The following is a 22,731-nucleotide window of genomic DNA, read 5'->3' on the forward strand; positions in this document are numbered from 1 at the left end:
TCGGAGCGTCACGACCGAACGACCAGGAAGTGCCTTCATCGCTCTTTACTCGTGGGGGCGAGCGCCTTGCCTAGGGCGTCCTTGATCGTTGTTGATGCCGCGTCTCCGATTGGCATGAGCGCAAGAAGTGCGGTGCTGAACAATAAGAGCCGAAGACTATTACCGAGGGGAGGATCGACTCCGGGCAGGAAGGGAATACCGACCGCGAACAGGATCAGACCCAAGCTTGGCGCGAGTCGACGTAAGTATCTGAACAGCCGCGTGCCTACCGTCACTTCGGGCGCTGTCGCAAGCAAGGTTTCCCAATTATGATCCACCGCAGCGAGCAGTCCCGCTCGCATGGAATCGCATATGTGCTGATAGGCGGCCTGGTTTCGGACCGAGGCCAGGGCGACACCGTGAGCGCGAATCGTGGCGGCAATGCGAAGTTGGTCACTACGGATCTCGCGGCGTAGCGCGAACTCGAACCTATCGGCAACACGCAGTGGAAGGCGATCGCGCTCAACGGCTCTTGCGGCGTAAGCGAGAATTTGACGGTTTGAGCGAACGTCGTCCACCCATGTGGATATGCTCTCATCGAGACTGACGGTGCATATGAAGAGGTACCAGATAACTATGTCGTGAGGTCGTTGCCAGGGAGGGCGGCAAATTCCGAACACAATTATATAGAGGGATCTCTCGATCGGCCTCGCCACTATTACAACAGCAATATTCACGCTGAAAAAGATTATCCATCCCGCAGCCCAAGGATGCGGGGCGCGGGTGATAGTTAAGAGCATCCACGGAGTACCGACCAGCACTGCGGCGACATGCAGAATATAGGCGTATGTGACCACTGGATTTTGCGAGGAATCAGGAGAAATCAACCTTCGATAGAACCCCAACACTATCCTCGGCCGCACTATCAGATGGGCGAGGCACAGCGCGATGAAGAGGAACAGTGCCTGCTCAACGACGGATACTTGCAGGCCACCATGAGGAGGGCGTGGAATCAGGTTCTTTGGAATTTCCCCCGGAGGCTTCGCGTTGAATAGCCAAAGTTGACCTGCCAAGATAGCGAAGCACACACCTATAAGTATGGCACCGATGATGATCTGTCGACGCTCAATGCTCCAGATAGGCATCGCGAGGCCCCTTCGGGCCTCCAGTGCCTGCTCACGCACTTGGCATAGTTCACCATAGTTCAGGTCAACTATTCTACTGGCCCAGACATATACGAGGCGCGCACCCTCCGCTTCGGATTCGGCCTGTAGTCGTCTTTGGCGGGCGGTGGTGAAGTCAGCCCAAAGATCCACGAGTACCCCCTCGCTTCTCGTGACAACGTGAGCCCACGAACAGGTATAGCCAATTACATCGTGAAGTACGCTTCGTGTCGGCGGTCGCCGAGCTTTGGGTCTGATTTAGAGCTTGCGGAGCGGTCGCGGATGGTCACCGGAGCAGGATCAGCTTACTAACGGCGTGGCCAACAGCGTGCTACTCGTAGACGGTGGTGATCGGCGTGGAGACGCTGGCCCCACTGCCGGGGGCGGCGTAGGAGATGGTCCACACGGCGGCCGACTTGTTTGGGTAGCTGTACAGGTAACCGCCGTTGTCGCAGCCGTAGTTCAGGCGCTGTCCCGCCAGCGTCACGGTGCCGCCCCCGGCGAACGAGCAGCGGGCACTATTGGCCAGGACTTCGATGTCGGGTCCGCCCGGCATGTTGTTGTCGGGAAAGCCCTCGGCGACCGACAGTTCAACCAGGTGCCACTGGCGATCTTCGCATGATCCCGCGGGACGGGTCCTCCTCTTCGCAGTTCAAGGCGTCGACCCAGCGACATCACGCATCAGACCTCAGTAGACCAACGCCCGCCGGATCCTCAATGAACCGTCGAGTCCTGAAAGGTCTTTCAGTAGATTCGCCGTCAGGAACGGCCCCGCACAGCATCTCGGCTGCGGTCAGTGCCCGGACCGGGCTGCTGCACGATCCGTGGCAGGGTGGCGGGGCGCAGCGCCCAGTGCGCGCGGAATTTTTCCAGGATCTTGCGGGCGCTGTGCGGGGATACGGTCATCTCCAAGCGAGCTTCGGCGAGTCGCTGAAGGTCGGCGGAGGCCTTCCCGGGGCCGGTATAGGCGGCTTTACGGGCAGCGAAGTTGCGTCGCGCGAATACCTCGAGCAAGGTGCCGATGAAGTAGAGATAGCAGGAGAACTCCTCCCAGCGCTGGGCGGATTCGCCGACGGAATCGGTGCCTTCGGCGTGGGGAGGGTGCACTGCGTGGGCCAGCTGTAGGATGCGCTGCTCGAGTTCGGGGTTGGCGTGGGTGGAGTCGGCCCCGCGGATCAGGGTTATCAGGGTGTGCAGGTCGTGCACGGTCTGCGCGGAGGCGGCGGAGTCGTCGTGGTGGGCCAACAGCGCGCGAAACCCGGACAGTGCCTGCGCGGCCTCCTCCCACAGCACGTCACGGGCTAGTGCCGCCAATCCGGGCTGTCTGGTGCGCCGGTGGGTCTCTGTCACCTTGCGGGTGTAGCGGATGAGGTCGCGCGGGAGCCCGCCGGACAGTGCGTGGACGAGGGCGACGAAGGGATCGGTGAAGCCGGGGACCCGCATCTGCAGCAACGCTCTGGACTCCTCCAGGGTGCGCGCCTCGATGACCAGGACGTCTTCCAGGGAGCTGTCGGTGACGTCGCGGGTAGGCAGTCCGCGGCGGATGAAGGCCGCACCGATGTCTTCCGACACCGACAGGACGAAATATACGCGCGGTACGTCGAAAATGGCTTTGATCTCGGCGAGGAACGCACGTGCCTGCTCGCTCGAGCCCAGACGGTCGAGTTCGTCGATGCCGATGAAGACCTTCCAGTTGTCTTTGCGCTCGATGGCGCTGATGCGTGACAGCAGGCTGCGGAACTCCCAGACCAACTCCGGGTAAGTGAAGGTGCGCGAGCTGCTGCCGCTGGTGCGGCCGATCCCCAGGGTGAGCGCACGGCCCGAGGCGCCGAGCGAGGTTGAGGCGCTGACGGACTGGATGTGCTGCAAGAGACTCAGGTAGTTGTGGCAGTCGTGCACGAGGCGCCTCACCGGCCGCCCGGTGAGCCAACTCTTTGGATCCGCACGCCATACCAGGAGCGCTCCCACCGCGATCAGTACCAGGCGGGTGACCGAGGGGTGCCCGTGCCACGCGGCCAGCGCCCAGTCCCGCAGGTTCGCTGCCCAGCCCGTGGCGGCGGGATGGGCGGATTGGTAGACGCTGTCGGCGAGATCGCGGACTTCCTTCTGGATCGCCAGGACCACCAGGCCGATCCCGGACAGAAGTTGCGCCCACCGGCGCGCCGAGTGGTAAAGGCGGCGGGGCCCGTGCACAGCGCGCGCCCGTGAGCGGAACAAGAACGGGGTGCGTGGCCGGCGGCCGTACAGTGCGAGGTAGTCGCGGCACACCGCCTGGAACAGGGAGAGTAGGAATTCCTCGGGCCGGTAGTTGGCCGGCGTCTGGACGATGGTGTGGAAGTGCGGTTCGGGCCACCGGCCGAGCAGCCCCTGGCAGGCCTTATTCAGCAGTGTGCTCTTGCCGACGCCCCGCGGGCCGCAGATCGCGATCGCCCCGCCGCTCATCTGGTCGAGCTTGCGCTGTAGCGCGAGCTCGACCGGTGTCGATATCCAGTAGCGGGGGTTGCCAGCGTCGATGAGACCGTCATGGCTGCGGGCCACGAGCAGGGACTCGTGATCCGGCCCGAGCAGCGCGGTCATCTCGCGCCGCATGATCGGGTCCATCGTCCGCTTCAGCTTGACGAGCGCCCACCAAGCCAGGCGCGTCTCGGTGTCGACCGCGCAGACGGCCCACACCACGCCATACGCGGCTGTCTGCATCTGCGCAACGAAGTTGCTCCGGTTGTCCGATTCCCGGAACTCCCGGACGCCGCAGTACCCAACCGGCCAGATGAGGACCACTCCCCCCACCCACCATGGCACCCCGATGGCTGCGTCGGCCATCCAATATGCGAGGGCCACCAGAAGCACAAGTGACAAGAAGGGCGTGGCACGGCAGCGCTCATGCACGGCCAGAAACCGTCGGCGAAAGTCGTCCGCACGGGCCGTCCGCCTGCGCACATCGGAGTAGACGGGACTCGCCCGCAGAACCTCGGAGATGATCCGGGGCTGGTCGAAGGCCCGCCGCAGGTGTTCCTCAGTGACCTGCGGCCGGTCCAGGTCCAGGTACGCCCGGATCTCCGGATGCTCGATCGACGCCGACACGGCGCGCTCGTACCAGGGGCGGATCCGTCGGGGCTCCAGGTGCCAGATTCCGCTGGGCATCCATGCCTTCCTCTGCGCAGCAATCGAATCCCGCGGTCCTAGAACCAGGGGAAACTACCGGGTGCTTGACGCCTCACGCCTCTTGCGGCGCTTCAGGAACGAGCCAGCATCGTAGGATCGGCGCCTTCCAACGAGTCCTGAAACATGACAAGTTGACGCAATGTCGCCGGTAGCATGCGGCGATTTCGGTGTTACATGGATGCGCTCCGCTCAGAGCCCCGCGGCGGGCACGCCCGGCGAGCATGCACCATGCTTTCAACAGCAGCACCTGCCGCCGAGGAGGCCGCCCTACGCGGTCGGCATGCCGTCTCCACGGCTCTATCTGTAAGGCAACTGCACCAAGGAGAGGGCATCTTGGCCGGGCGGCGCACCGCATTCCTTCGCAGACACGATGTGGAGAGACTCCTTCAGCTGGCCAAGGGTGAACTGGAGCACCTGCTGGAGGGAGGCGAAGACTTTCCTCGCGGGTCCCGGGAACACCTCGGACAGCTCGACCGCGCGCTCGGCAAGGAGGCCCACTGGAGGTGGGATGGCGGCTCGGTCTATGTCTGGGCCGCCAGCTCCAGCCGGTTTCGCGAGCGGGGCGCGAAACTGCTTGACCCGGCCCTGGAAACACGGGCCGTAGCCCCCGGCACATGGATCGGATTCCAGCCCACCTCGCAGGGGCCGGCCACGGACTGGGAAACGGATCTCGGTGTCGTGCGTATCCTCCACACCACCCGCAGAGGCGCAGCATCCGCCATGGCCGAAGAACTGGCCGAGGACGCTGGCTCCCAGGGCGTGATCACCGTGTGCGCTCTGTACTGTGACATCGGATTCTCCGGACCGGCTCTGATCGCGGCCGACACAGCGCAGCCGCCCCTGGAATACGAAGCCCAGTGGGGCCTGGTCACCAGACTCGTCGGACACCCACTGCCCTGGTGGCCCAGTGAGCTGCGGCGCTCCGACGTGATCAGCCAGTGGACGCCGGGTGTAACCGTGACCATCGCCGAGGTCCTGCCCGACGAGCGGGAGTCCACCTTGCGCAAGGCGGCCTCCTTCTGGTGGCCTGACGACGCTGCCCAGACAGCACTCACGGATCTGGCCAACTCGCTGCGCAATCAGCGCATCAGCAGTCTCAACAGCGAGATACGCATCTTCGGTGAGCACGGTGCGCACCCGCACGGCGACCCGCTCTTCATCGCCGCCCGACACCGCACCGAGGGCTACCCGCTGCCCCGCACCAGTGACCGTGACGTGCTTGCCGCGGGCTGGCGCACCATCGCCTCCAGTCAGCTCTTCGAAGCCTATGAACCCCTGGAGATCGGAATGTACTGCGACCCGAGCCTCCTGCCGTTTGGCCCGCACACCGAGGTGAGCGCCCGCGGACCCGCTACTCGCCGATGGGCGCAGCAACTGGCGCCGTGCGCCCCCACCGCACTGCACGCGGTCCTCGCCGATGACGCTCAGGACGTGACCTTCTACACCGACCCCGCAACGGGCATCCCCGTTGTCCGCAAGGGGTCCTCCCGCCAAGGCGCATGGGTCTTCCTTGCCCCGTTGCGGCTGCCGGACCGGGACGCCCAGCTCAGATCCGTGATCCTGGAAGACACCGTGTGGATACAGACCGCGGACGGCCGGATCTACCCCGGGCCGTGCACCCCCGGGGACCACCTGTGGTGGGGGCCGGGCGGAGGAGACCAGCCCACGGAAACCGCCTTGGTCATCTCTCAGCTCTTGGACGACCCCGGCGCGGAAGTGAGTCTGGCCGACCGCTGGAGCCAAGCCCCCCGCAGCCTGACCAAGCTACTCAACCAATCCCACAGGTACGGCACCGAACTCCCGCGGGCCGCCCTCGAGTACGCCCGGGCGCAACAGGACAACAACGTGTGAGCCCGGTCGGCAGAAGGTGCCGCCGTACACCATCGCAATGAGCACGTTGTCTGGGTCTGATGCACGTTGGCCGGGGGACGATCAGGACTGCTGCAGGATTGGGTGATGGGCGTGGAGACGCTCACGTCGTGCCTGCCAGTAGTGCAGGAGACCGTCCACACGGCGGCTGTGGCCAGTGCACGCGGCCCGTTCGTCTCCGGTGGTATCTGCTCGTAGCGTCGGACGAACTTCAACTGGCAGTGATGCAGGCGAGATAGCATCCAGCCTCACACGCCTCCCCACGCTGATCGATCGGACAACCTGTGCGCGCAGCTGGTTCCGGCGGGCGGTTCCAGCCCGCTCGCCCCGGTGACCCTTCTCGTGTCGGCCCTTACCGCGTGGTCGGCCGGCTCGGTGCGGGCGGAATGGGAACCGTGTACGCCGCGCTCACCGACAGCGGGGAACGCGTAGCGGTGAAGGTGATCCATCCCGTTCAGGCCGACGACCCTGAATTCCGGGCCCGCTTCCGCCGAGAGGTTCGGCTATCCGCCCGCGTCCAGGGCCCGTTTCTGCTGCCGCTCCTCGCAGCGGACCCCGATGCCGAAGCCCCCTGGCTGGCAACCACCTACGCCCCAGGCCCCACCCTCGCCCAGCACCTGATCGCTCACGGCCCACTGACCGGCGGCACCCTGTACGCCTTCGCCACCGGCACTGCGCAGGCCCTCGCCGCGATCCATGCCGCAGGTGTCGTACACCGGGACGTCAAACCGCAGAACGTGCTGCTGACCCCGGCCGGGCCCCGCATGCTGGACTTCGGCATCGCGCACGCCGCCGACGGCACCAGCGTCACCCGGACCGGCATCCTGACCGGCACCCCCGGCTGGATCAGCCCCGAGCATTACCACAGCGGCGTCACCGCAGCGGAGGGCGACCTGTTCGCCTGGGGCGCGCTCGTCGCCTATGCGGCGACCGGCCGCCTTCCCTTCGGCAGCGGCGCTCCCGAAGCGGTGGCCTACCGCGTCACCTCGGGCGAACCGGACCTGGACGGGATCCCCGAGGCGCTAAAGGAGATCGTGGAACGGGCCCTTGCCAAGGATCCCGCCAAGCGTCCGGACGCCGCCGAGGCAGCCGTGGCCTGCGCACGGCTGCTGGCCGCCCAGTCCACCCAGATACTCGACAACCACACTGCGGCCGAAGCAGGCAGCGCCTCCACGCTGATCGGGGAGTTGGTCACAGCACAGTGGTCCGTGCCCACCCCGGAGGAGTTCCCATGGCCCCTGCCCGCCGCCCCTGAGAAATCCTCCCGGCACCGAGCCCTAGCAGCGGTCCTGGTCACGGCAGCCGTCGTCGGCGCCAGCGTGGGCGGAGTCATGGCCTTCCGACACGACGAGAGTCCTGAGACCAGCGCTTCCGAGAACGCCCCCTCGGCGGCGGCCACGAAAGATCGCGATCCCGGCACCACAGCCAGCTCGACGCCCTCAACCGTGCCCGGCACCGACGTAACCGGCCAGGCGGCATCCGACCCGCGCACGATTCCCGTCCCCACCGACCCGCTGGCCGGCGTGGCCAATCCCGCTTTCACCCGCGCGGACGACGAAACCCAGCCCGTCCCCGGCGAGTGGAGCGCCAGCCGGAACGCTGCCGGCACGGCGGAAGTCAACGCCGCAGCGGCGATCCGTGATCGGATGACGGCCATACTTGCCACCAAGGACATGTCCTTCATGACGCCCACGGTGACGTTCAACCGTCAGGCGCAGACCGTAATGGTGACCGGCGGTCCCATCTCCACCCTGACCGACGATTACAAAGAGGTCTTCCGCCGGGCCGGCGAGATGGCCGCCTGCATCACCCTGGCCCACCAACTCAAGGACGCACCAACCAGCTGGCCGTACGGCCGGTTCTCCGCCTACTGGAAGGACTACGACGGCCAGGACGAGGCCACCATCCTCGGCTTCGGCGAGGCCACCGACGGCTGCTACGCCGAGGAAGCCGGACGGCGCCAGGGTACAGACGAAGGCATCGTCACCGCCCAGATACCCAGCAGCGACAAGGACGAGATCCGCATCGCCGGCGGCACGGTCAAAGCGATCACAGCTGCCTGGAACACACGCGTTGCCGAGGGATACGGCCTGGAGCCCTTCGACCGCGACGACGCCATCACCCTCGGCTTCGACCCCGTCCAAAAGGTGATGTATGTCTGGGCCCAGGACGGGTCGGGCGCCCTGGCCGGCCGCGCACAGCAAACTCACTTCCAGGACGTCGTCACCAAGACCGCCTGCCCCAGGCTGCTGGCCGAGTACAACTCCAACAAGCACTGGGATTACACCCACTGGGCCATCGCCGCCTACCAGGGAAACAGCTCATGGCCCCAGCTCTTCACCTCCGGCAACTGCCTACCCACCGAAAACAGCCCCTGACGCCTCCAGCCCGCACTACACCTCACTCCTGCGGTCATCGACCGGGGACAGCTCAATCGTGCCGTGCTGTCTTCGACATCCAGAGATACCCGCCCAATCTGAGATCGCCCCAGGCTGAGACGTCGTGAGCAGCAGAGGTAATCAACTCCTGCAGGAGACCTTGGGCACAGGCGGCACGGTCCGTCACCCCTGCCGCAGCCGTTGTGAGAAGGATCCAGGCACGGGCCGACCATGCAGCCGCAAGCTGGGCTCCCTCACCTATTGCCCGCTCTCGCAATCCATCGCGCGACGCCCTCAAAAGCATTCAGCGCTCTCACATCGTAGGGTCCGAAGAAGGCTTGGCAGTCAAGGCCAAGTCGGTTGTAGAGAGCTGCAGCCCCTCGCACGTCGCCTGATTGGCCGGTGAGTTCCGCATGCTTATCTCGTGCGTCGATCACCGCCTGGTCACTCGGCCCGAACCGGCGATCCAAATCGGAGATGCGGCGGTCAAGCGCCCGGATGGCTTCAGAAAATCCAGCACTGCCGCCGAGCAATTCGGGCAAGTCCTCTTCCCCGGCGCTTTCCCCCAAGTCCATCGAGTCCAGGACATGCTGGATGTCTCGCACCGCATCGGCGACTGCTTGAGCGCTCTTCGGGCGACGCGCCGGGTCCTTGGCCAGCAGCGCCTGCACAACGGCGTCAAGCTGAGGAGGAACGCCCGGGCGGTGAGCGCTCGGGGGTGCCGGCCTGTCGTCCTGGTGCATCCTGCCTATGGTCATGACGTCGTCCGCAGGGCTGCCGAACGGTGGGCGCCCCGTCAACATTTCATAGAGGACACAGCCCACGGAGTACAAGTCACTCCGTTGGCTTCCCGGCTCACCGTTCCATCGCTCCGGCGCCTTGTACAACGGAGTGCCCGCGCTCGTGTGAGTTTGGGTGACGTCGGCGAGAAACGCCAGACCGAAGTCCACGATCTTCACGTCACCGTCCTGCGTGATCATGATGTTGTCGGGCTTGATGTCACGGTGGAGCACCTTAGCCTTGTGTGCAGCCTCGAGGCCTTCGCAGATTTGGCGGGTCCATCGCACGGTTGGCTCAAGTGTGCGAATCGTCCCGGTCTTGAGGAGCTCAGCGAGCGGTCTGCCCTCTACATACTCCATGACTATGTAGAGCTCGCCTTCATGTTCGCCAGTATCGTAGATGTGTGCGACGTGGGGATGGTTGATCCGCGCCATAGCCAGGCCTTCGCGTTCAAACATTCTCACTGTTGACGCGACGAATTCCGTGAGGGCTCCCTGTTGCGTGAGGCGGCGCCGGGCGAGGAACTTGAGGGCCACAGTGCGCCCGAGCTTAGTGTCCTCGACCGTCCACACATCCGCCATGGCGCCACTGGCTGGACCAGTCATCTTCCTGTATCGGTCACCGATCAATTGGGAGCCGTGCACCAGCTACTCCTTCCGTTCGCTCACCAATACGGCTGCAGCCGTAGTCAGTCCCGCTTCTTATTGCCGCCCCATCCGTTGAGGTCTGTAAGTCTCGCCATAGACGCATGCCATTCCTCAAAGAATCTGTCGCGCTGCTCTAGGGCCTTGGCGAGCGTGGTGACAGCCTCATGGCGGAGTTGGTCTCCTTGCTCGCGCACATGCTTTTTGCGTACCGGAACCCCATAGATTTCCCATGCCGCCCATCCGATCATCACGAGGTTGACCAGGAGGAAAATACCCCGCCAAGCGCCCTCGGTGAACGGCACGCCGAGCCCTCCGGCAAGGGCCCCGATCGTCAGAGTGCCGCAGACGCGCGGCCATCTGCGCACCACAGCGTCCGCCTGCTCTTGGGTCTGCTGCTCGATGCGCGCAGCGAGGTCATCGACGAGCGGGCCCGCCGCGACCATCGGCTGCGGGTGCGTCGGAACAGCGCATGTCCAGTTAGCTATGCGCAAGGTGATGCGATGTGGAAGGTGCTGTCGGGAGTCAGCCACGACTTGGTCGGCGGCTATCTCAAGGCTTGGCCAGATGGCACGAAGAGCCATACGACGGGCGGGCGGACTGAGCCGTGCTGCCGCCGGTTCGAAAACGGCTTGGTCGAGGAGCGACATGAAGGTCACTGGCTCCGCGTCCGGGCCGAGGGACAGCTCGTACGCTTCGGCGGCTGCTTTGAGGTCTCCTCCGTGCTCGATGATGCGCTCAAGTCGCCGCATCTTCTCCCGCATTTCGGCCTCATCGGGCTCGAGTTGGTTGATTAGTCGCTCAAGGGCATTCTCCGCGTAGTGGCCAGCGCTGACGGGCCAGTCGACTCCGTCCGGCCCATCCGGGAACAGCCGCCTGAGATAAGCCAGGGTTCCGTCGGGCACGGTGGCGAGTTCCCAGCCATCCTTGAGCGCTTCCCACTGCTCTCCGCACACTTGGCGCAGTTCCTTGTACTGACCTTTGGGTATTCGTCGGCGCAGACTCTGCAGCCGTGCTTTCCACCGGTCGCCATCAATTGGGTCAGCTGCTGCGTAGGGGGCGGCTGAGGCTTGACGGCTGTTCTGGTTCCATCGCGCCATGGCCAACTGGGTGTATCCGAGAGCCGCGTCTCCCAGTTCCTTACTCGCGATGGCGTCCAGAACAACGAAGAAGTCCTGGCTAAGTCCGTCCGGATCGAGTGACTGGAGGTAGAGGTCCATCCAGCCAGCCGCTTGATCCTCGTCTCCGAGGCGGGAATAGGTAAGTGAGAAGAACAGGTTAGTTTTGGCCGCGTCCAGCATGAGTGCGTGTGCGCGGGCACTTTCACCCCTCTCTGCCTCGTCGCGGTACTTGGCTGCGACCGCCATGGCGGCCGGCGCCAGCCAGTACGTCGGTTCGAGTAGCATCCGTTCCTCTGTGCAAGCCCTCACCGTGGCTGTGTTGACCACCCCTTTGTTGATGGCGTGTGCGGTGAGGGTGTGAACGAGTCCGCGGGCCAGGGCGCGCATTTGTTTGCGTTGTGCGAATTCCGCGTGCCACTCGGTTGTCAGACGGGACAGTTCAGCCTGGGCTTTGGCCACCTCTCGGTCGCGGCCGTACTGTTCGATAAAGCTGTCGAGGGTCTGGCGTGTGTCGGTGACCGCGTTCTCCAGTCCCTCAACCTCCTGGCGCACTTCAGTGAGCTCGCTGCTGAGCCGGACAACATGTGCTCGCACGCCATGGAGACTCTCCTCGAACCCATCCAGCTGTCCCGCGTGCCGTGCTTGCCCTTCCCCTATGCCCTCCACCCGCTCCCGGAGTCGATCGAGCGCCGCGTCCGCTTCGAACCGGTCTTCCATGAGTCCCCCGAGGTCTTCGTTGCGTAGTGTGCGCATCCTCAGTATCGAGCCAGCACGCATCCGTGACAGCCAACTGGCCATGATTGCGGGGGGGTTGCGCACCTTCGTCCGTTGTCAGTGCGGGATGGCAGGATGAGGTGTCACGCGGCCAGCACACTGACGGGGGAAGCTCTTGCGCGAGATCGTCTATTTGTCGGAGGGCAAACTGCGGCAGTTCTTGCCCGAGCCTCGGCGCCTCCCGCGAGCTGGTGCACTTCGCGTCACCACGCCGTTCGGAGGTGTCGACATGGACGCGCCAGCCCCGGATGGACAGCACGGCCAGCTGCGGCACCTGCGTCAGGTGTACAACCATGTGGAGCTTGTAGCCGATTGGTACGCGAAGAAGGAGTTGCGCCCGGGGCAGTGGATTCAATTTGAGCTGCCGCTTCGCTGCGTGACGCTCAGTGGTGCTCATGAGGATCTCGTGCTGTTCCTGGATCCCGTACACGAAGGAGGCCCAGATCTCGCCTCTACCAAGAGCTGTCGCTTGCTGATGCACGGCTCGGCGCGGCATTTGCGGAGCTGGACCCCAATGCCGGTGGACGGTCCCGTGTTGGAGGTGGGGAACTCCGCCTCTAGCTTGGGAGATGCATTCGTCACCAGGGCCGGTCAGGTCGTCAAGGCACTCACCAGACACCGCAACCCTGGGCTGGCGGATCAGGACGCATCGCAGCCGGCTGACAATCTGCACGGTCGGGGGGTGCAGGAGCTGTTGCGTGCCCTGGATGACGAGGAGGTCATCATCAACACATCCGCTTTGATGACCGGTTACGCGCGTGTCACCGGGGTCCTTCCGAACACCCAGGACAATGCTCGGTGCGTAGTGGCGAGCCCACTCATCGTGGAGTACGCGGCAGCCATGACTGATTAGATTGCCACCTCCCCGGAGAACAACCGCCGCGTGTCGTACGGGCCCACACCCCGGAACCCCTAGCGCTGAGGGCCCTGAAGGGCTTCGGCCAATCGCCGCACGGCGGGTGGCGAAGTGGGGCATGCGCGCTCACCTCGCCCGCGCCATCGACGCGGTCGGCGGACACACCGGCGAGAACCACGTTCACGGCTGGGGCCACCACATCGAGGTCGTACGCCAGATCCGCAGCAAGGCCAGCCCCTGCCCGGTGGCGGACTGCAATGCAGCCTTGCCCCTGAGGCAACAGCTGGAATGCTGCCGCCCCGATTGTCAGACATGCTGACTACGCTCGGAGAGCGTTCACCGCGCTGAAGGGGGCATGGCTGGTGAGCAACTTAGATGGTGGCCGAGTGGCCGCGCGCGGCTTCCAGTATCAATACCTGCGTACGTTGGAAGCTCTGTTGGCAGCCTGGGGCCGTCCCGACGTCGATGGATGCAGAATCGAGGGCCCGGCCCCCGAGAACACGGCACCTGCTGTTGACGTCGTCGACTTTGACTTGGTCGACCGGCAGGGCGAATGCCTGGTCGCCGCGCAAGTGAAGAGCGCGGCTCCTGGCCGACGGAGCAGTGCGCCCGAGGCCTTTGCAGTGCTGGCCGCGATGGTCACCAAATCAGACGCTAAAGCCTACGAGCTGATTACGACCGCGGTGCCGGACGCCAAATGCCGCCTGCTCGCTGCAACCCTTGCCGGCCGGAGTCAGAAGCCGGAAGAACTCCGTGTCTCCGTGGCCCAGTTACTCGGCCACGCTCCCCGAGCTATAGCACGCTTACAGGCACTGTCTGCCGAAGAGGTTGAGCGCCTGGGCCGGAGCCGGATCGTCTTCGACAGCCGGGAGGAGGCCGTCCTGCGCCGTGATCTCCACGATCAGCTGCGGCAGCGGCGTACGCAGCATCGAGCTGGCCTGGGCGAGAGGTCGGCCGGCTTGATTCTGGGATACCTCACGGCCGAAGTCCTGCGCCGTGCGGCCACCTCGCAGGAGGCATTCTGGAGTATCTCAGACTTCACAAATGCGGTCCTGGTGGAAGACGACGTCTTGATCCGCGCGCTGGGCCGTAAGGACTGGGCCGCGGTCTATGGACCTGTGACACCCGTACCTGACATCGTCCGTCCAGCGCTCCTCGCAAAGGTCGCAGACGCATTGACTCCAGCAGATAGCGCACCGGGCGATGTTCGGAGCTGCGTGGTCACCGGCTTGTCGGGCATCGGCAAGTCCAGCACAGCGGCGGCGTACGTCGCCGAGCACGCGGACACGTACGACCTCATCTTCTGGGCCGACGCCTCCACGACCGAATCCCTGACGGCATCGTTCCGACGCCTTTGCGGTCACCTGCACGGGCAGCTCGACGCTCAGTCTGCACGCAGCGCGGACCACCTCCGAGAGCAGGTGCACGAGCTACTCAGCTCCTTACCCGGGCGTTGGCTGATCGTGCTCGACGATGCCTTCGCCGACATCGTGTCTCCCTGGATCCCCCGACTCGGCCGCGGGGACGTACTGATCACGTCCATCGACAACGCCGGATGGACGTGGGCAAGGCACCGAGTATCGGTTGACAGGATGAGCACCGACCAGGCCTGTGAACTGATGACACGTCGACTTGCTTTGACGGACAGTGACGCGGAACGCCACCGGCAAGGTCTGGCCACACTGGCAGAGGCCCTCGATGGGTGGCCGCTTGCGATCGAACTGGCCTGCGGCTACCTCAAGAGCTGCGCCATCCCCGTCAACAGGATCGACCAATACCGCCATGCACTGCTGTCACGGGCACTAGACGACCGCTTCTCCATACCGCACGGCTACCCGCGCACCCTGGTCGCCGCAGTGGACTTGAGCCTGGCCCGACTGATCCGTCTTCTGGCGGGCGACCAACAGCTGTCCCGGCAAGTACGAGAAGTCCTCGGCTACCTGACGAACTTCGCCCCGCAGCGCATCCCCATCCATCTGGCCGCCGTCAGCGCCTTCTTCTCCCCGGAGGACGTCCCGACGACTCCGTTGTCTACGGCCGTCGACGAAAGCAACGTGCCACTCCGAGAGATCTTCCGCGCCCTGGTAAAGGTCTCGTTCGTCCGCTACACAGAGCCTCTAGCGCCGCTGTCCACCAAGTCACCTGTCGGCATCGACGACACGGTCTCGATGAATGCCGTTCTCCAAGAAATTCTCCGCCAGTACTATGAAAAGGCGCCTGGCAGCAAAGAAGCACTCTCCCGATGCGCCTTTCACACCGACCGGTGGCTGTACATCTCCATGGAGATTTCACATGCCGACCGAAGCTGGGAATTGGCTCAGCACGCGGCTGCCCTCGCGGCGCACGCCCGCCGCAGGGATGTGAAGGACAACCACACGGCCGTACTGCTCGGGAACCTTGCAGGATTCAAGAAGCTCCAGGGAGAGGTCCGCGAAGCCATAGAGCTGCTGGCGCTTGAGCTGGCCTGGCTCGATGAGATCGAGGAGCCGAATGAGGTCCTTCAGGCGCAGACACGGATTCAGTTGGCCCACGCTCACCAAATCGCGGAGCTGCCCGGAGAAGCCGACGAGGCGCTTCGGCTGCTTACCCCTGTGCTCGCATACATCGAACACATCCGCCAGGAAGAATCTGCGCGGAACGCCGCTGCCGTCCTCACAGCCGAAGCTGCAGCGATTCTGGAGGAGCTACTTCGGCGGCATGCGAGCAACGAGCGTCTAGTACATCTGTACCGCGCCTTCACCACTCTGAGCGGCACGCTCCCCACGCCTTCCACCGTCGCGGAGATGGCACAGGCACGGACTGTCGGGCGCCTCATCGAGGCAGGGGAAACCGAGGCAGCAGAACGCGCCGCGCGGGAGGCGCTGGCATCGTACGGGGACGACTGGACCGGCAATTCCGCGGAAGTGCAGCGGATCCTGATCGAAGCCCTGAGTGCTCAGAGGCGCTGGCAAGAGGCCGAGACGGAGTTCGAAAGCTTCCTTGCCCGCACCCGGCCTCGCTCCTTGCATCGCTTCGCGGAACAGATGCTCGTGCACAACGTAGGTCTGACCTGCGCGCTCGCCTGGGTTGTGGCGGGAGACGAAGCCGCGGCAGCCCTGCTGAACCGCATAGTCAGCGAGATCGACGTGGATGCCCTCAGCAAGCAAGTGCCGCTCGTCGAACGCACCCGGTACACGCTGCTCAAAGCCGTGGCAGCAGCGAGCCGCAACGACACTTCAACCTTCGAAACACTAATGCATGAGCTCGGAGCCCACCCACTCGACAAAGAGACAAACGAGGAAATGCCCTGGGAGGATCTTCTCCACCGTCTCATTGGCCGACTGCGTCACATCGCAAGCACAACTGTGCACGAAAACCTCCAACTGCATGGCGAGGAACTGCTGCAGGCGCTGCCGCCGGGATGGCAACGCCATCCCAATCTGGCCCGCGCCCTGGAACGATCCGATGTTTCCATCCGGCTGGCTCTGAGCTCCGAGTCGCCCTTTGACGTCCTCGGCCACGATGCTCTTCCAACCGCTGGCGCAGTCGGCAAGCACAGGAGCCTTGCTCTGGCCATCATGGAGCCCACACACATGCTGGCCATCGGCACGGCCAACAGCCTCAGCCTGGAACTGCAGGTCCATCGAATCTGCAGCTCTGGCTTCCGACTGGTGGTCCCCGAAGCCTTCACCGTTCCCACCCCGGCCGGCTGGCAACTGCGCCGCCGCCGAGGCCAACTCACCCTCAAGGACTCGGCCGGAATCCTACGTGCCCGCGCACGCATCCGGCCACAACAGAAGTGGCTTGACGCCGCAGACAGACACCGGCGAGTCCTGGTGCTGTACGGTTTCGGCTTCGACCTCAACAATCCGGCTCAGCAGAACGAAGCGTTCGCCAGCCGCCAAGCGTTCTATAGCCGTCTCAACCTCACGACAGCCCGCCATCTGCTCGCCGCAGGCCTGGTGCCATGGAAGTCCTGACAGGCGTCCCGGGCATCGGTCTTGGCCTCGCCGGGATAGAGATCAGCGATCCTCCACATCGTCAGACCCGACAGGCAGGCCACCGCGCAGCCCATGTCCCTCTCGACCTCGATCAGCAGGGCACCGATCGGCGCCCTCGGGCATGGTCAGGAGCTGTTGGACGTGTCCGCGCTGGGACCACGGACGCACGCCCCTGACGGGACCGAGTCCGGTCACGAAGCCGCTGCGCGGGGCGGCGGATGCTCAATCGTCCAGCGTCGCTCGATGTTCCGGTCCGGCGGGAACACCGGGTACTGAAGCGCGTACTGCGGGGCCGAGTGCTCTTCTCCGGCCCAAGGCCTCGGCTGGCGAGGGCTGTTCGGCTTCCAGTGCAGCCACGGGTCGTGGCGGGGATGGTGGATGACGAACTGGTCCGCCACGTCATAGGCGACTTCAACCAGGGCCATGCCGACGGCACCCTCGATGTGCAGGAGGTGGTCCGTGTGCTTGCGCGGGTCGGTCAACTGCTCGGCCGGGCTGGGAAGGAACAGGAGCCGGTGCGGGTCCAGGGGCAGCATGATGTCGCTCTGGGCCACGGCGAGAACCTGATCGTCCGCGTCGGGACGGTTCCATACGACCACGGGGACGTCGCTGGTAAGCAGACACATGTCGCTGAAGCCCAGCCCCCAGGGGCGGTTGTACAGCACGAGCGCCAGGATGGCGATGTTCTCGACGATGTAGCGAAGGTGGGGGTTGTTCGTGGTGATCCAGGCGATGTTGTCAGGGACATCCGCCTCCTCCGCGGACGGCGGCTGAGTATGGGCGAGGCGCTTGCGCTGGCGCGTCGTGCGAAGGATCTGCGCGGCCATCCACCAGGAAAGAGCGCCGCGTTGCTCGGGCGTGAGCGGCCAGTTCGGTGTCAGGGCCCAGTCCTTGTCGTCGAGGATCACCTTGAGGACGGCCTCGGCATTGCCCTCCAGAGCGGTGAACAGCTCCTCGCACGCGTGATGGGGCACGCCGTCGATGGTCGTCCCCCAGTAGAAGCCGCGTTCGGCGCCGATCGCGGTCGTCATCGCCGGGAATGCCTTGTCGGGGTCGTCGAGGCGCCGTACGCGCAGTTCGTACTGCCGACGTGCTCGGTGTTCGGCGAAGTGCCGCAAGTACATCTGGGGAACGGTGTGGTCCCGCGTTCCGCCCGTCTTGGCTGCCTTCTTCCCTGCGGACGCTTTGCCCACCGCTGTCCCTCCCTGCAATTCGATGCTCTGCGGCCAGTGAACAGCACACCGCTCGGCATCCGTCAGCGATTTTGGCCCTTGGTGTCCGTGACCTGGGCACCGAGCAGCTCTTGGGCGAGGGCGTCCGCGCGTCCAGCCAGAGCCGTGCACACCGACCGCGCGCTCTCCATGTCCAGCCCGGACATGTTGGGCAGGTCCCAGTCCACAAAGCGCCACGCTGGCAGTAGAGCGCACGCGTCACCGCAGCCGAGGGTCAAACCACGACGTCGACCGCGGCGACGACCTCTGAGGCGACGGGTTTTCGTTGTCGGCGCTCAGCCCCCGCTCGGCGAGCAGCTGCGCGCGATCGGGGAGACCTCCGATCCCGGATTTGAGCCGGCGGTGCGGACCTCCACCGCGTCCCCGGCGCGGTGACGCAGGAGGGCGAGGCTGGTGTAACGGTTGGCTGGGCCATGAGCTGCCCCGAGTTTCGTAGAGTCCGCGGACTGTCCCGAGTTGGGTGGAGTCGACGGACTGTCCACAAATCTCAGTACAGCTCACGTTCGTCAGGTTCCACCAGTGCCGGCAGCGCGGGCCGCAGACCCGGATCAAGGTCCACGACCTTCTTCCGACCACCACCGGGCCTGCGTACCCGCCTCAGAGGCTCCTCGCCGGCCTCCGACTCGTCCACACCCTTGCGGAGTGTCGTCTCGCTGACCTGGGCCGCCCGCGCGACCGCCCAGATAGCGCCGTGACCCAGGATCCGGGCCTCGGCCCCCATCATCAGCCGCCGTTGCCGCCCACCCAGATGCAGGAACAACACCCCGAACTTCACTGCGAGTTGACCACGAACCTCATCGGAAACACCCGTAGCAGACCAACGAGCCGGATCAAGCGAAGCAACACGTTGATTCTCTGCGAGCCCTGACGTGCTGCACGAGGCCGTGTTCCGGCAGACGACGCCCGTGGCCAAGGTCATCTGTACAAGACCCGAGCGAGGTTGGGCATGCGGCGACCGCTCGGCCGCGTGGTGGAGACCGTCGTCGTACTCGCCCCATGACCGCACTGCAGGAGTGCTCAGCTCGCAGCGGCGGGTGCCCGCTCCTCCGACATCAGGTCGAGCGCGATATCCACGATCATGTCCTCCTGCCCGCCGACCAGTCCGCGGCGGCCCACCTCCATCAATAGGGCGCGCGCGTCGACGCCATAGCGTGCGGAGGCAGTCTCGGCGTGCCGGAGGAAGGAGGAGTAGACGCCCGCGTAGCCGAGGGTCAGGGTCTCGCGGTCGACCTGTACCGGGCGGTCGCGCAGCGGGCGGACCAGGTCGTCGGCGGCGTCCTGGAGGGCGAGCAGGTCGCAGCCGTGCTTCCAGTCCTGAAGGTTGGCCACCGCGATGAAGGCCTCGATGGGGCAGTTGCCGGCGCCCGCTCCCTGGCCGGCGAGGGACGCGTCGACGCGCGTGACGCCCTCCTCCACCGCGACGACGCTGTTGGCGACCGAGAGGGAGAGGTTCTCGTGGGCGTGGACGCCGATCTCGGTGGACTCGTCGAGGACATCCCGGTAGGCGCGGACGCGTTCGCGCATGCCGTCCATGGTCAGGCGGCCGCCGGAGTCGGTGACGTATACGCAGTGGGCGCCGTAGGACTCCATGAGCTTGGCCTGGGCGGCGAGTTCGGTGGCCGGGGCCATGTGGCTCATCATCAGGAAGCCGGAGACGTCCATGCCCAACTCGCGCGCCTTGGCGATGTGTTGGGCGGAGATGTCGGCCTCGGTGCAGTGGGTGGCGACGCGTACCGAGCGGACGCCGAGGGCGTGGGCGCGTTCGAGTTCGGCGATGGTGCCGATGCCGGGGAGGAGGAGGGTGGTGAGCACCGAGTTGGTGGTGTTCTCGGCTGCTGCCTCGATCCACTGCCAGTCGGTGTGGCTGCCCGGGCCGTAGTTGAGGGAGCCGCCCGCGAGGCCGTCGCCGTGGGCGACCTCGATGGCGTCGACGCCGGCCGCGTCGAGGGCGGCGACGATCCGGCCCACGTCGGCTGGATCGATACGGTGCCGGATGGCGTGCATGCCGTCCCGGAGGGTGACGTCCTGGATGTACAGCTTGCGGTCGACGTGAGTCGTCGTCATCGGGTGGCCTCCGCGGGTACGGCGTTGCGCCGGGCGATCGACTCGGCGACCCGAAGGGCGGCCGAGGTCATGATGTCGAGGTTGCCGGCGTAGGCGGGCAAGTAGTGGGCGGCGCCCTCCACTTCGAGGAACACCGAGACCCGGGTGGTCACCGGCCCTGCGCCCTCCGGGACCAGGGTGTGCACCGGTTCCGAGTCGTCCACGGGGGTGAACTGCACCTGCTGCTTGAGCCGGTAGCCCGGCACGTACGCGGCCACCTGCTCGGCCATGGCCGCGACCGACTCGCGTACAGCGTCCCGGTCGGCGTCGCCGATGAGGCAGAACACGGTGTCCCGCATGATCAGCGGCGGTTCGGCCGGGTTGAGGACGATGATCGCCTTGCCGCGGGCCGCGCCACCGACCGCCTCGATGGCATGGGAGGTGGTCTCGGTGAACTCGTCGATGTTGGCGCGGGTGCCGGGGCCTGCCGACTTGGAGGCGATCGAAGCGACGATCTCCGCGTAGTGGACCGGGGTCACCGACGAGATGGCCGCGACCATGGGAATGGTGGCCTGACCGCCGCACGTGACCATGTTGAGGTTGTCGGCGCCCGCGTCGAGGTGCTGGTCGAGGTTGACCGGTGGCACGACGAACGGGCCGATGGCAGCGGGTGTGAGGTCGATCAGCTTCTTGCCGTACGGCCCCAGTTTGTGGGCGTTGGCGAGGTGCGCCTTGGCCGACGTGGCGTCGAAGACGATTTCAATGTCGTCGAAGTCCGGCATCGCGATCAGGCCGTCGACGCCCTCGTGGGTGGTGGGGACCTTGAGGCGGGCGGCCCGGGCGAGCCCGTCGGACGCCGGGTCGATGCCGACCATGGCACCGACCTCAAGGGTGTCCGACAGGCGGAGAATCTTGATCATCAGATCGGTGCCGATGTTGCCGGACCCGATGATGGCCACCTTCGTCTTCGTCATGCGTCGCTCTTTTCTGAGTCTGAGAAGGCTGCCTTTTCGGAGAAGGCCGCAGTGACCTCGCCGAGCGGTCCGATCTCGGCTCGGATCGTCGTGCCGGGTGGCGCCGGGACCATCGGCCCGAGCGCGCCGGACAGCACGACCTGGCCGGCACGGAGCGGCTCGCCGTAAGCACGTGCTGTACGGGCCAGCCAGACGAGCGCGTTGAGCGGGTCGCCGAGGCAGGCGGCGCCGATGCCCTCGGAGACCAGAACCCCGTCGGCGTACAGGCGCATGGGGGTGTCGCGCGGCTCGAACTCGTCGAGGGTGAGGCAGTGTTCGGCGAGGGCGAACAGTCCGCTGGAGGCGTTGTCGGCGACCGTGTCGGTGATGGTGATGTCCCAGTCGGCGATGCGGCTGTCGACGATCTCCAGCGCGGCGACCGCGTGGTCCACGGCCGCCCGCACCTGCGGCAGGTCCAGGTCGCCGTCGGCGAGGTCCTGTCCGAGCACGAAGGCGATCTCGGCCTCCGCCTTGGGCTGCAGCAGCCGGTACGAGGGGACCTCGGCCAGGGCCGAGACGTCCATGTCGGCGAAGAGCACCCCGAAGTCGGGCTGGTCGACGCCCAGTTGGGCCTGCACCGCAGGAGCGGTCAGGCCGATCTTGCGGCCCACGACCAACGCGCCGTCCGCCAGTCGGCGGCGGGTGAGTTCCCGCTGCACGGCATAGGCGGCCTCGATGTCCTGGGTGCCGAGCAGGTCCCGTACGGGGGCCACCGGCCGTCCCTGTTGCTGTGCCTCGGTGAGCCGTGCGGCGGCCAGGCCGATTGCCCGGCCGTCATCTGATGCGTGTCCCATGGTCACCGCCCCCGTGCCGTGGTCACCGCGAACCCGGCGATCCACGCGGGGATCGCCTCGTAGAAGCGGGACGTCATCTCGTACGGGCCGGTGGCCGCCAGGGAGGCGTACGCGGCGATCCAGGTGCGGACCTCGTGGGCGGAGCCGCCGCCCTCCTTGGCCATGCCCTCGACGGTCCAGGAGTCGAACTCCGTCAGCTCGCCGTGGGCGAGGTGGTCGAGGAGGCGGTTGTCCCAGGAGGGGTTGATCGGGACCATCGCGGTCGAGCCGGCGACGTAGTCACGGCCGGCCTGGACCACGCGCTGCTCGCCCTTGGCCCGCTGCTCGGGGGTCGGGGGCAGGCCCTCGATCAGGGCGTCGGCCACGCGGGGCGGTGCGCCGTCGAGCACCGGGACGGGTGGGTCGTGGGAGAGGCCTCCGGAGGCGAGGAAGAGGACCCGCTTGTCCAGTTCCGCGGCCGCCTCGCCCAGCGCCGTGCCCAGGGCCCTGATCCGGGCGACCGGGCCGAGCGGTGTGGCCACGCCGTTGACGAAGACGGGGACGACCGGCACCCGGTCGATGCCGCCGAAGAGGACCTCCAGCGGCTGTGCGAAGCCGTGGTCGACGGTCATCCGGGCCGAGATGGTGAGGTCGACGCCACGGTCGAGCACGCCCTGGGCCAGGGACTTCGCCGCCGCGGTGTCGACCGAGAGCGGTCCGGCCTGGGAACCGAAGTCGCCCACCGCGTGTGCCTCGGTGGCCAGGCAGAACGGAGGCATCTCCTTGTAGAAGAACCCGTTGTAGTGGTCGGGCGCGTACAGCACGACCAGTTCGGGGTCGAAGTCGCGGATGAAGGCCTTGGCGGTCTCGACCGCCTCGTCGACACGGGCGAGGACCTCGGGTGCGGGGTCGTTCTTGCCGATGAGGGGCGAGTGGGACAGCCCGACGGCTGCTGCGGTCATGG

General features: G+C 65.9%; 14 protein-coding genes and 2 pseudogenes. 4 read left to right on the forward strand and 12 right to left on the reverse strand.

The features are described from left to right. Positions 1-35 precede the first annotated feature (35 nt). The 3 genes from ABT057_RS43320 to ABT057_RS43330 all read right to left on the reverse strand — a co-directional run bounded on the left by ABT057_RS43320 (position 36) and on the right by ABT057_RS43330 (position 4,283). Positions 36-1,124 (reverse strand): hypothetical protein, encoded by a 1,089-nt coding sequence (locus tag ABT057_RS43320; protein WP_352349808.1) that lies wholly within the window; start codon positions 1,122-1,124, stop codon positions 36-38. A gap of 349 nt (positions 1,125-1,473) precedes the next feature. After that, positions 1,474-1,698 (reverse strand): hypothetical protein, encoded by a 225-nt coding sequence (locus ABT057_RS43325; protein ID WP_352349810.1) that lies wholly within the window; start codon positions 1,696-1,698, stop codon positions 1,474-1,476. Between the two features lie 203 nt (positions 1,699-1,901). Then, entirely contained in the window at positions 1,902-4,283 is a 2,382-nt protein-coding gene (locus ABT057_RS43330) for an ATP-binding protein (RefSeq protein WP_352349812.1), read from the reverse strand. A gap of 354 nt (positions 4,284-4,637) precedes the next feature. Here ABT057_RS43330 and ABT057_RS43335 point away from each other — a divergent pair, with 354 nt between their 5' ends. Together ABT057_RS43335 and ABT057_RS43340 are read left to right on the forward strand one after the other, a co-directional pair. Then, entirely contained in the window at positions 4,638-6,155 is a 1,518-nt protein-coding gene (locus ABT057_RS43335; RefSeq protein WP_352349814.1) for a hypothetical protein, read from the forward strand. Between the two features lie 404 nt (positions 6,156-6,559). Next, complete coding sequence (locus ABT057_RS43340; protein ID WP_352349886.1) at positions 6,560-8,551, forward strand: serine/threonine-protein kinase; 1,992 nt, start codon at positions 6,560-6,562, stop codon at positions 8,549-8,551. 254 nt (positions 8,552-8,805) lie between these two features. On the opposite strand, the gene ABT057_RS43345 is transcribed toward ABT057_RS43340, so the two are convergent. Together ABT057_RS43345 and ABT057_RS43350 are read right to left on the reverse strand one after the other, a co-directional pair. Next, entirely contained in the window at positions 8,806-9,975 is a 1,170-nt protein-coding gene (locus ABT057_RS43345; protein WP_352349816.1) for a serine/threonine-protein kinase, read from the reverse strand. Positions 9,976-10,019: 44 nt separating this feature from the next. Then, the gene (locus ABT057_RS43350; RefSeq protein WP_352349818.1) at positions 10,020-11,813 is read right to left on the reverse strand and encodes a hypothetical protein; all 1,794 of its coding nucleotides are present in this window, start codon (positions 11,811-11,813) and stop codon (positions 10,020-10,022) included. A 172-nt stretch (positions 11,814-11,985) separates the two neighbouring features. Here ABT057_RS43350 and ABT057_RS43355 point away from each other — a divergent pair, with 172 nt between their 5' ends. Continuing rightward, on the forward strand, positions 11,986-12,723 hold the full coding sequence (locus ABT057_RS43355) for an SAVMC3_10250 family protein (protein ID WP_351915339.1): 738 nt from the start codon (positions 11,986-11,988) through the stop codon (positions 12,721-12,723). A 365-nt stretch (positions 12,724-13,088) separates the two neighbouring features. Continuing rightward, positions 13,089-16,685, forward strand: a complete 3,597-nt coding sequence (locus ABT057_RS43360) for an AAA family ATPase (RefSeq protein ID WP_352349820.1) — start codon at positions 13,089-13,091, stop codon at positions 16,683-16,685. Positions 16,686-16,687: 2 nt separating this feature from the next. Here ABT057_RS43360 and ABT057_RS43365 read toward each other — a convergent pair. The 7 genes and pseudogenes from ABT057_RS43365 to ABT057_RS43395 all read right to left on the reverse strand — a co-directional run. Then, positions 16,688-16,819: pseudogene (locus ABT057_RS43365) on the reverse strand (IS110 family transposase); the annotation flags it as partial. Between the two features lie 78 nt (positions 16,820-16,897). Next, positions 16,898-18,133 carry a DUF4238 domain-containing protein gene (locus tag ABT057_RS43370; protein WP_352349822.1) on the reverse strand — a complete coding sequence of 412 codons (1,236 nt, stop codon included), beginning with the start codon at positions 18,131-18,133 and terminating at the stop codon, positions 16,898-16,900. Positions 18,134-18,437: 304 nt separating this feature from the next. Further along, positions 18,438-18,713: pseudogene (locus ABT057_RS43375) on the reverse strand (ISAzo13 family transposase); the annotation flags it as partial. Between the two features lie 242 nt (positions 18,714-18,955). Then, positions 18,956-20,002 (reverse strand): 4-hydroxy-2-oxovalerate aldolase, encoded by a 1,047-nt coding sequence (dmpG, locus tag ABT057_RS43380; RefSeq protein ID WP_352349824.1) that lies wholly within the window; start codon positions 20,000-20,002, stop codon positions 18,956-18,958. Further along, the gene (locus ABT057_RS43385; protein WP_352349826.1) at positions 19,999-20,955 is read right to left on the reverse strand and encodes an acetaldehyde dehydrogenase (acetylating); all 957 of its coding nucleotides are present in this window, start codon (positions 20,953-20,955) and stop codon (positions 19,999-20,001) included. The genes dmpG and ABT057_RS43385 overlap by 4 nt, the downstream gene beginning before the upstream one ends. Beyond that, entirely contained in the window at positions 20,952-21,788 is an 837-nt protein-coding gene (locus ABT057_RS43390) for a 2-keto-4-pentenoate hydratase (RefSeq protein WP_352349828.1), read from the reverse strand. The genes ABT057_RS43385 and ABT057_RS43390 overlap by 4 nt, the downstream gene beginning before the upstream one ends. Before the next feature lie 2 nt (positions 21,789-21,790). Next, positions 21,791-22,729 (reverse strand): 3-carboxyethylcatechol 2,3-dioxygenase, encoded by a 939-nt coding sequence (locus tag ABT057_RS43395; RefSeq protein ID WP_352349830.1) that lies wholly within the window; start codon positions 22,727-22,729, stop codon positions 21,791-21,793. Positions 22,730-22,731 lie beyond the last annotated feature (2 nt).

It is taken from the genome of Streptomyces sp. NPDC002588, assembly GCF_040295925.1.
Lineage (GTDB): Bacteria > Actinomycetota > Actinomycetes > Streptomycetales > Streptomycetaceae > Streptomyces.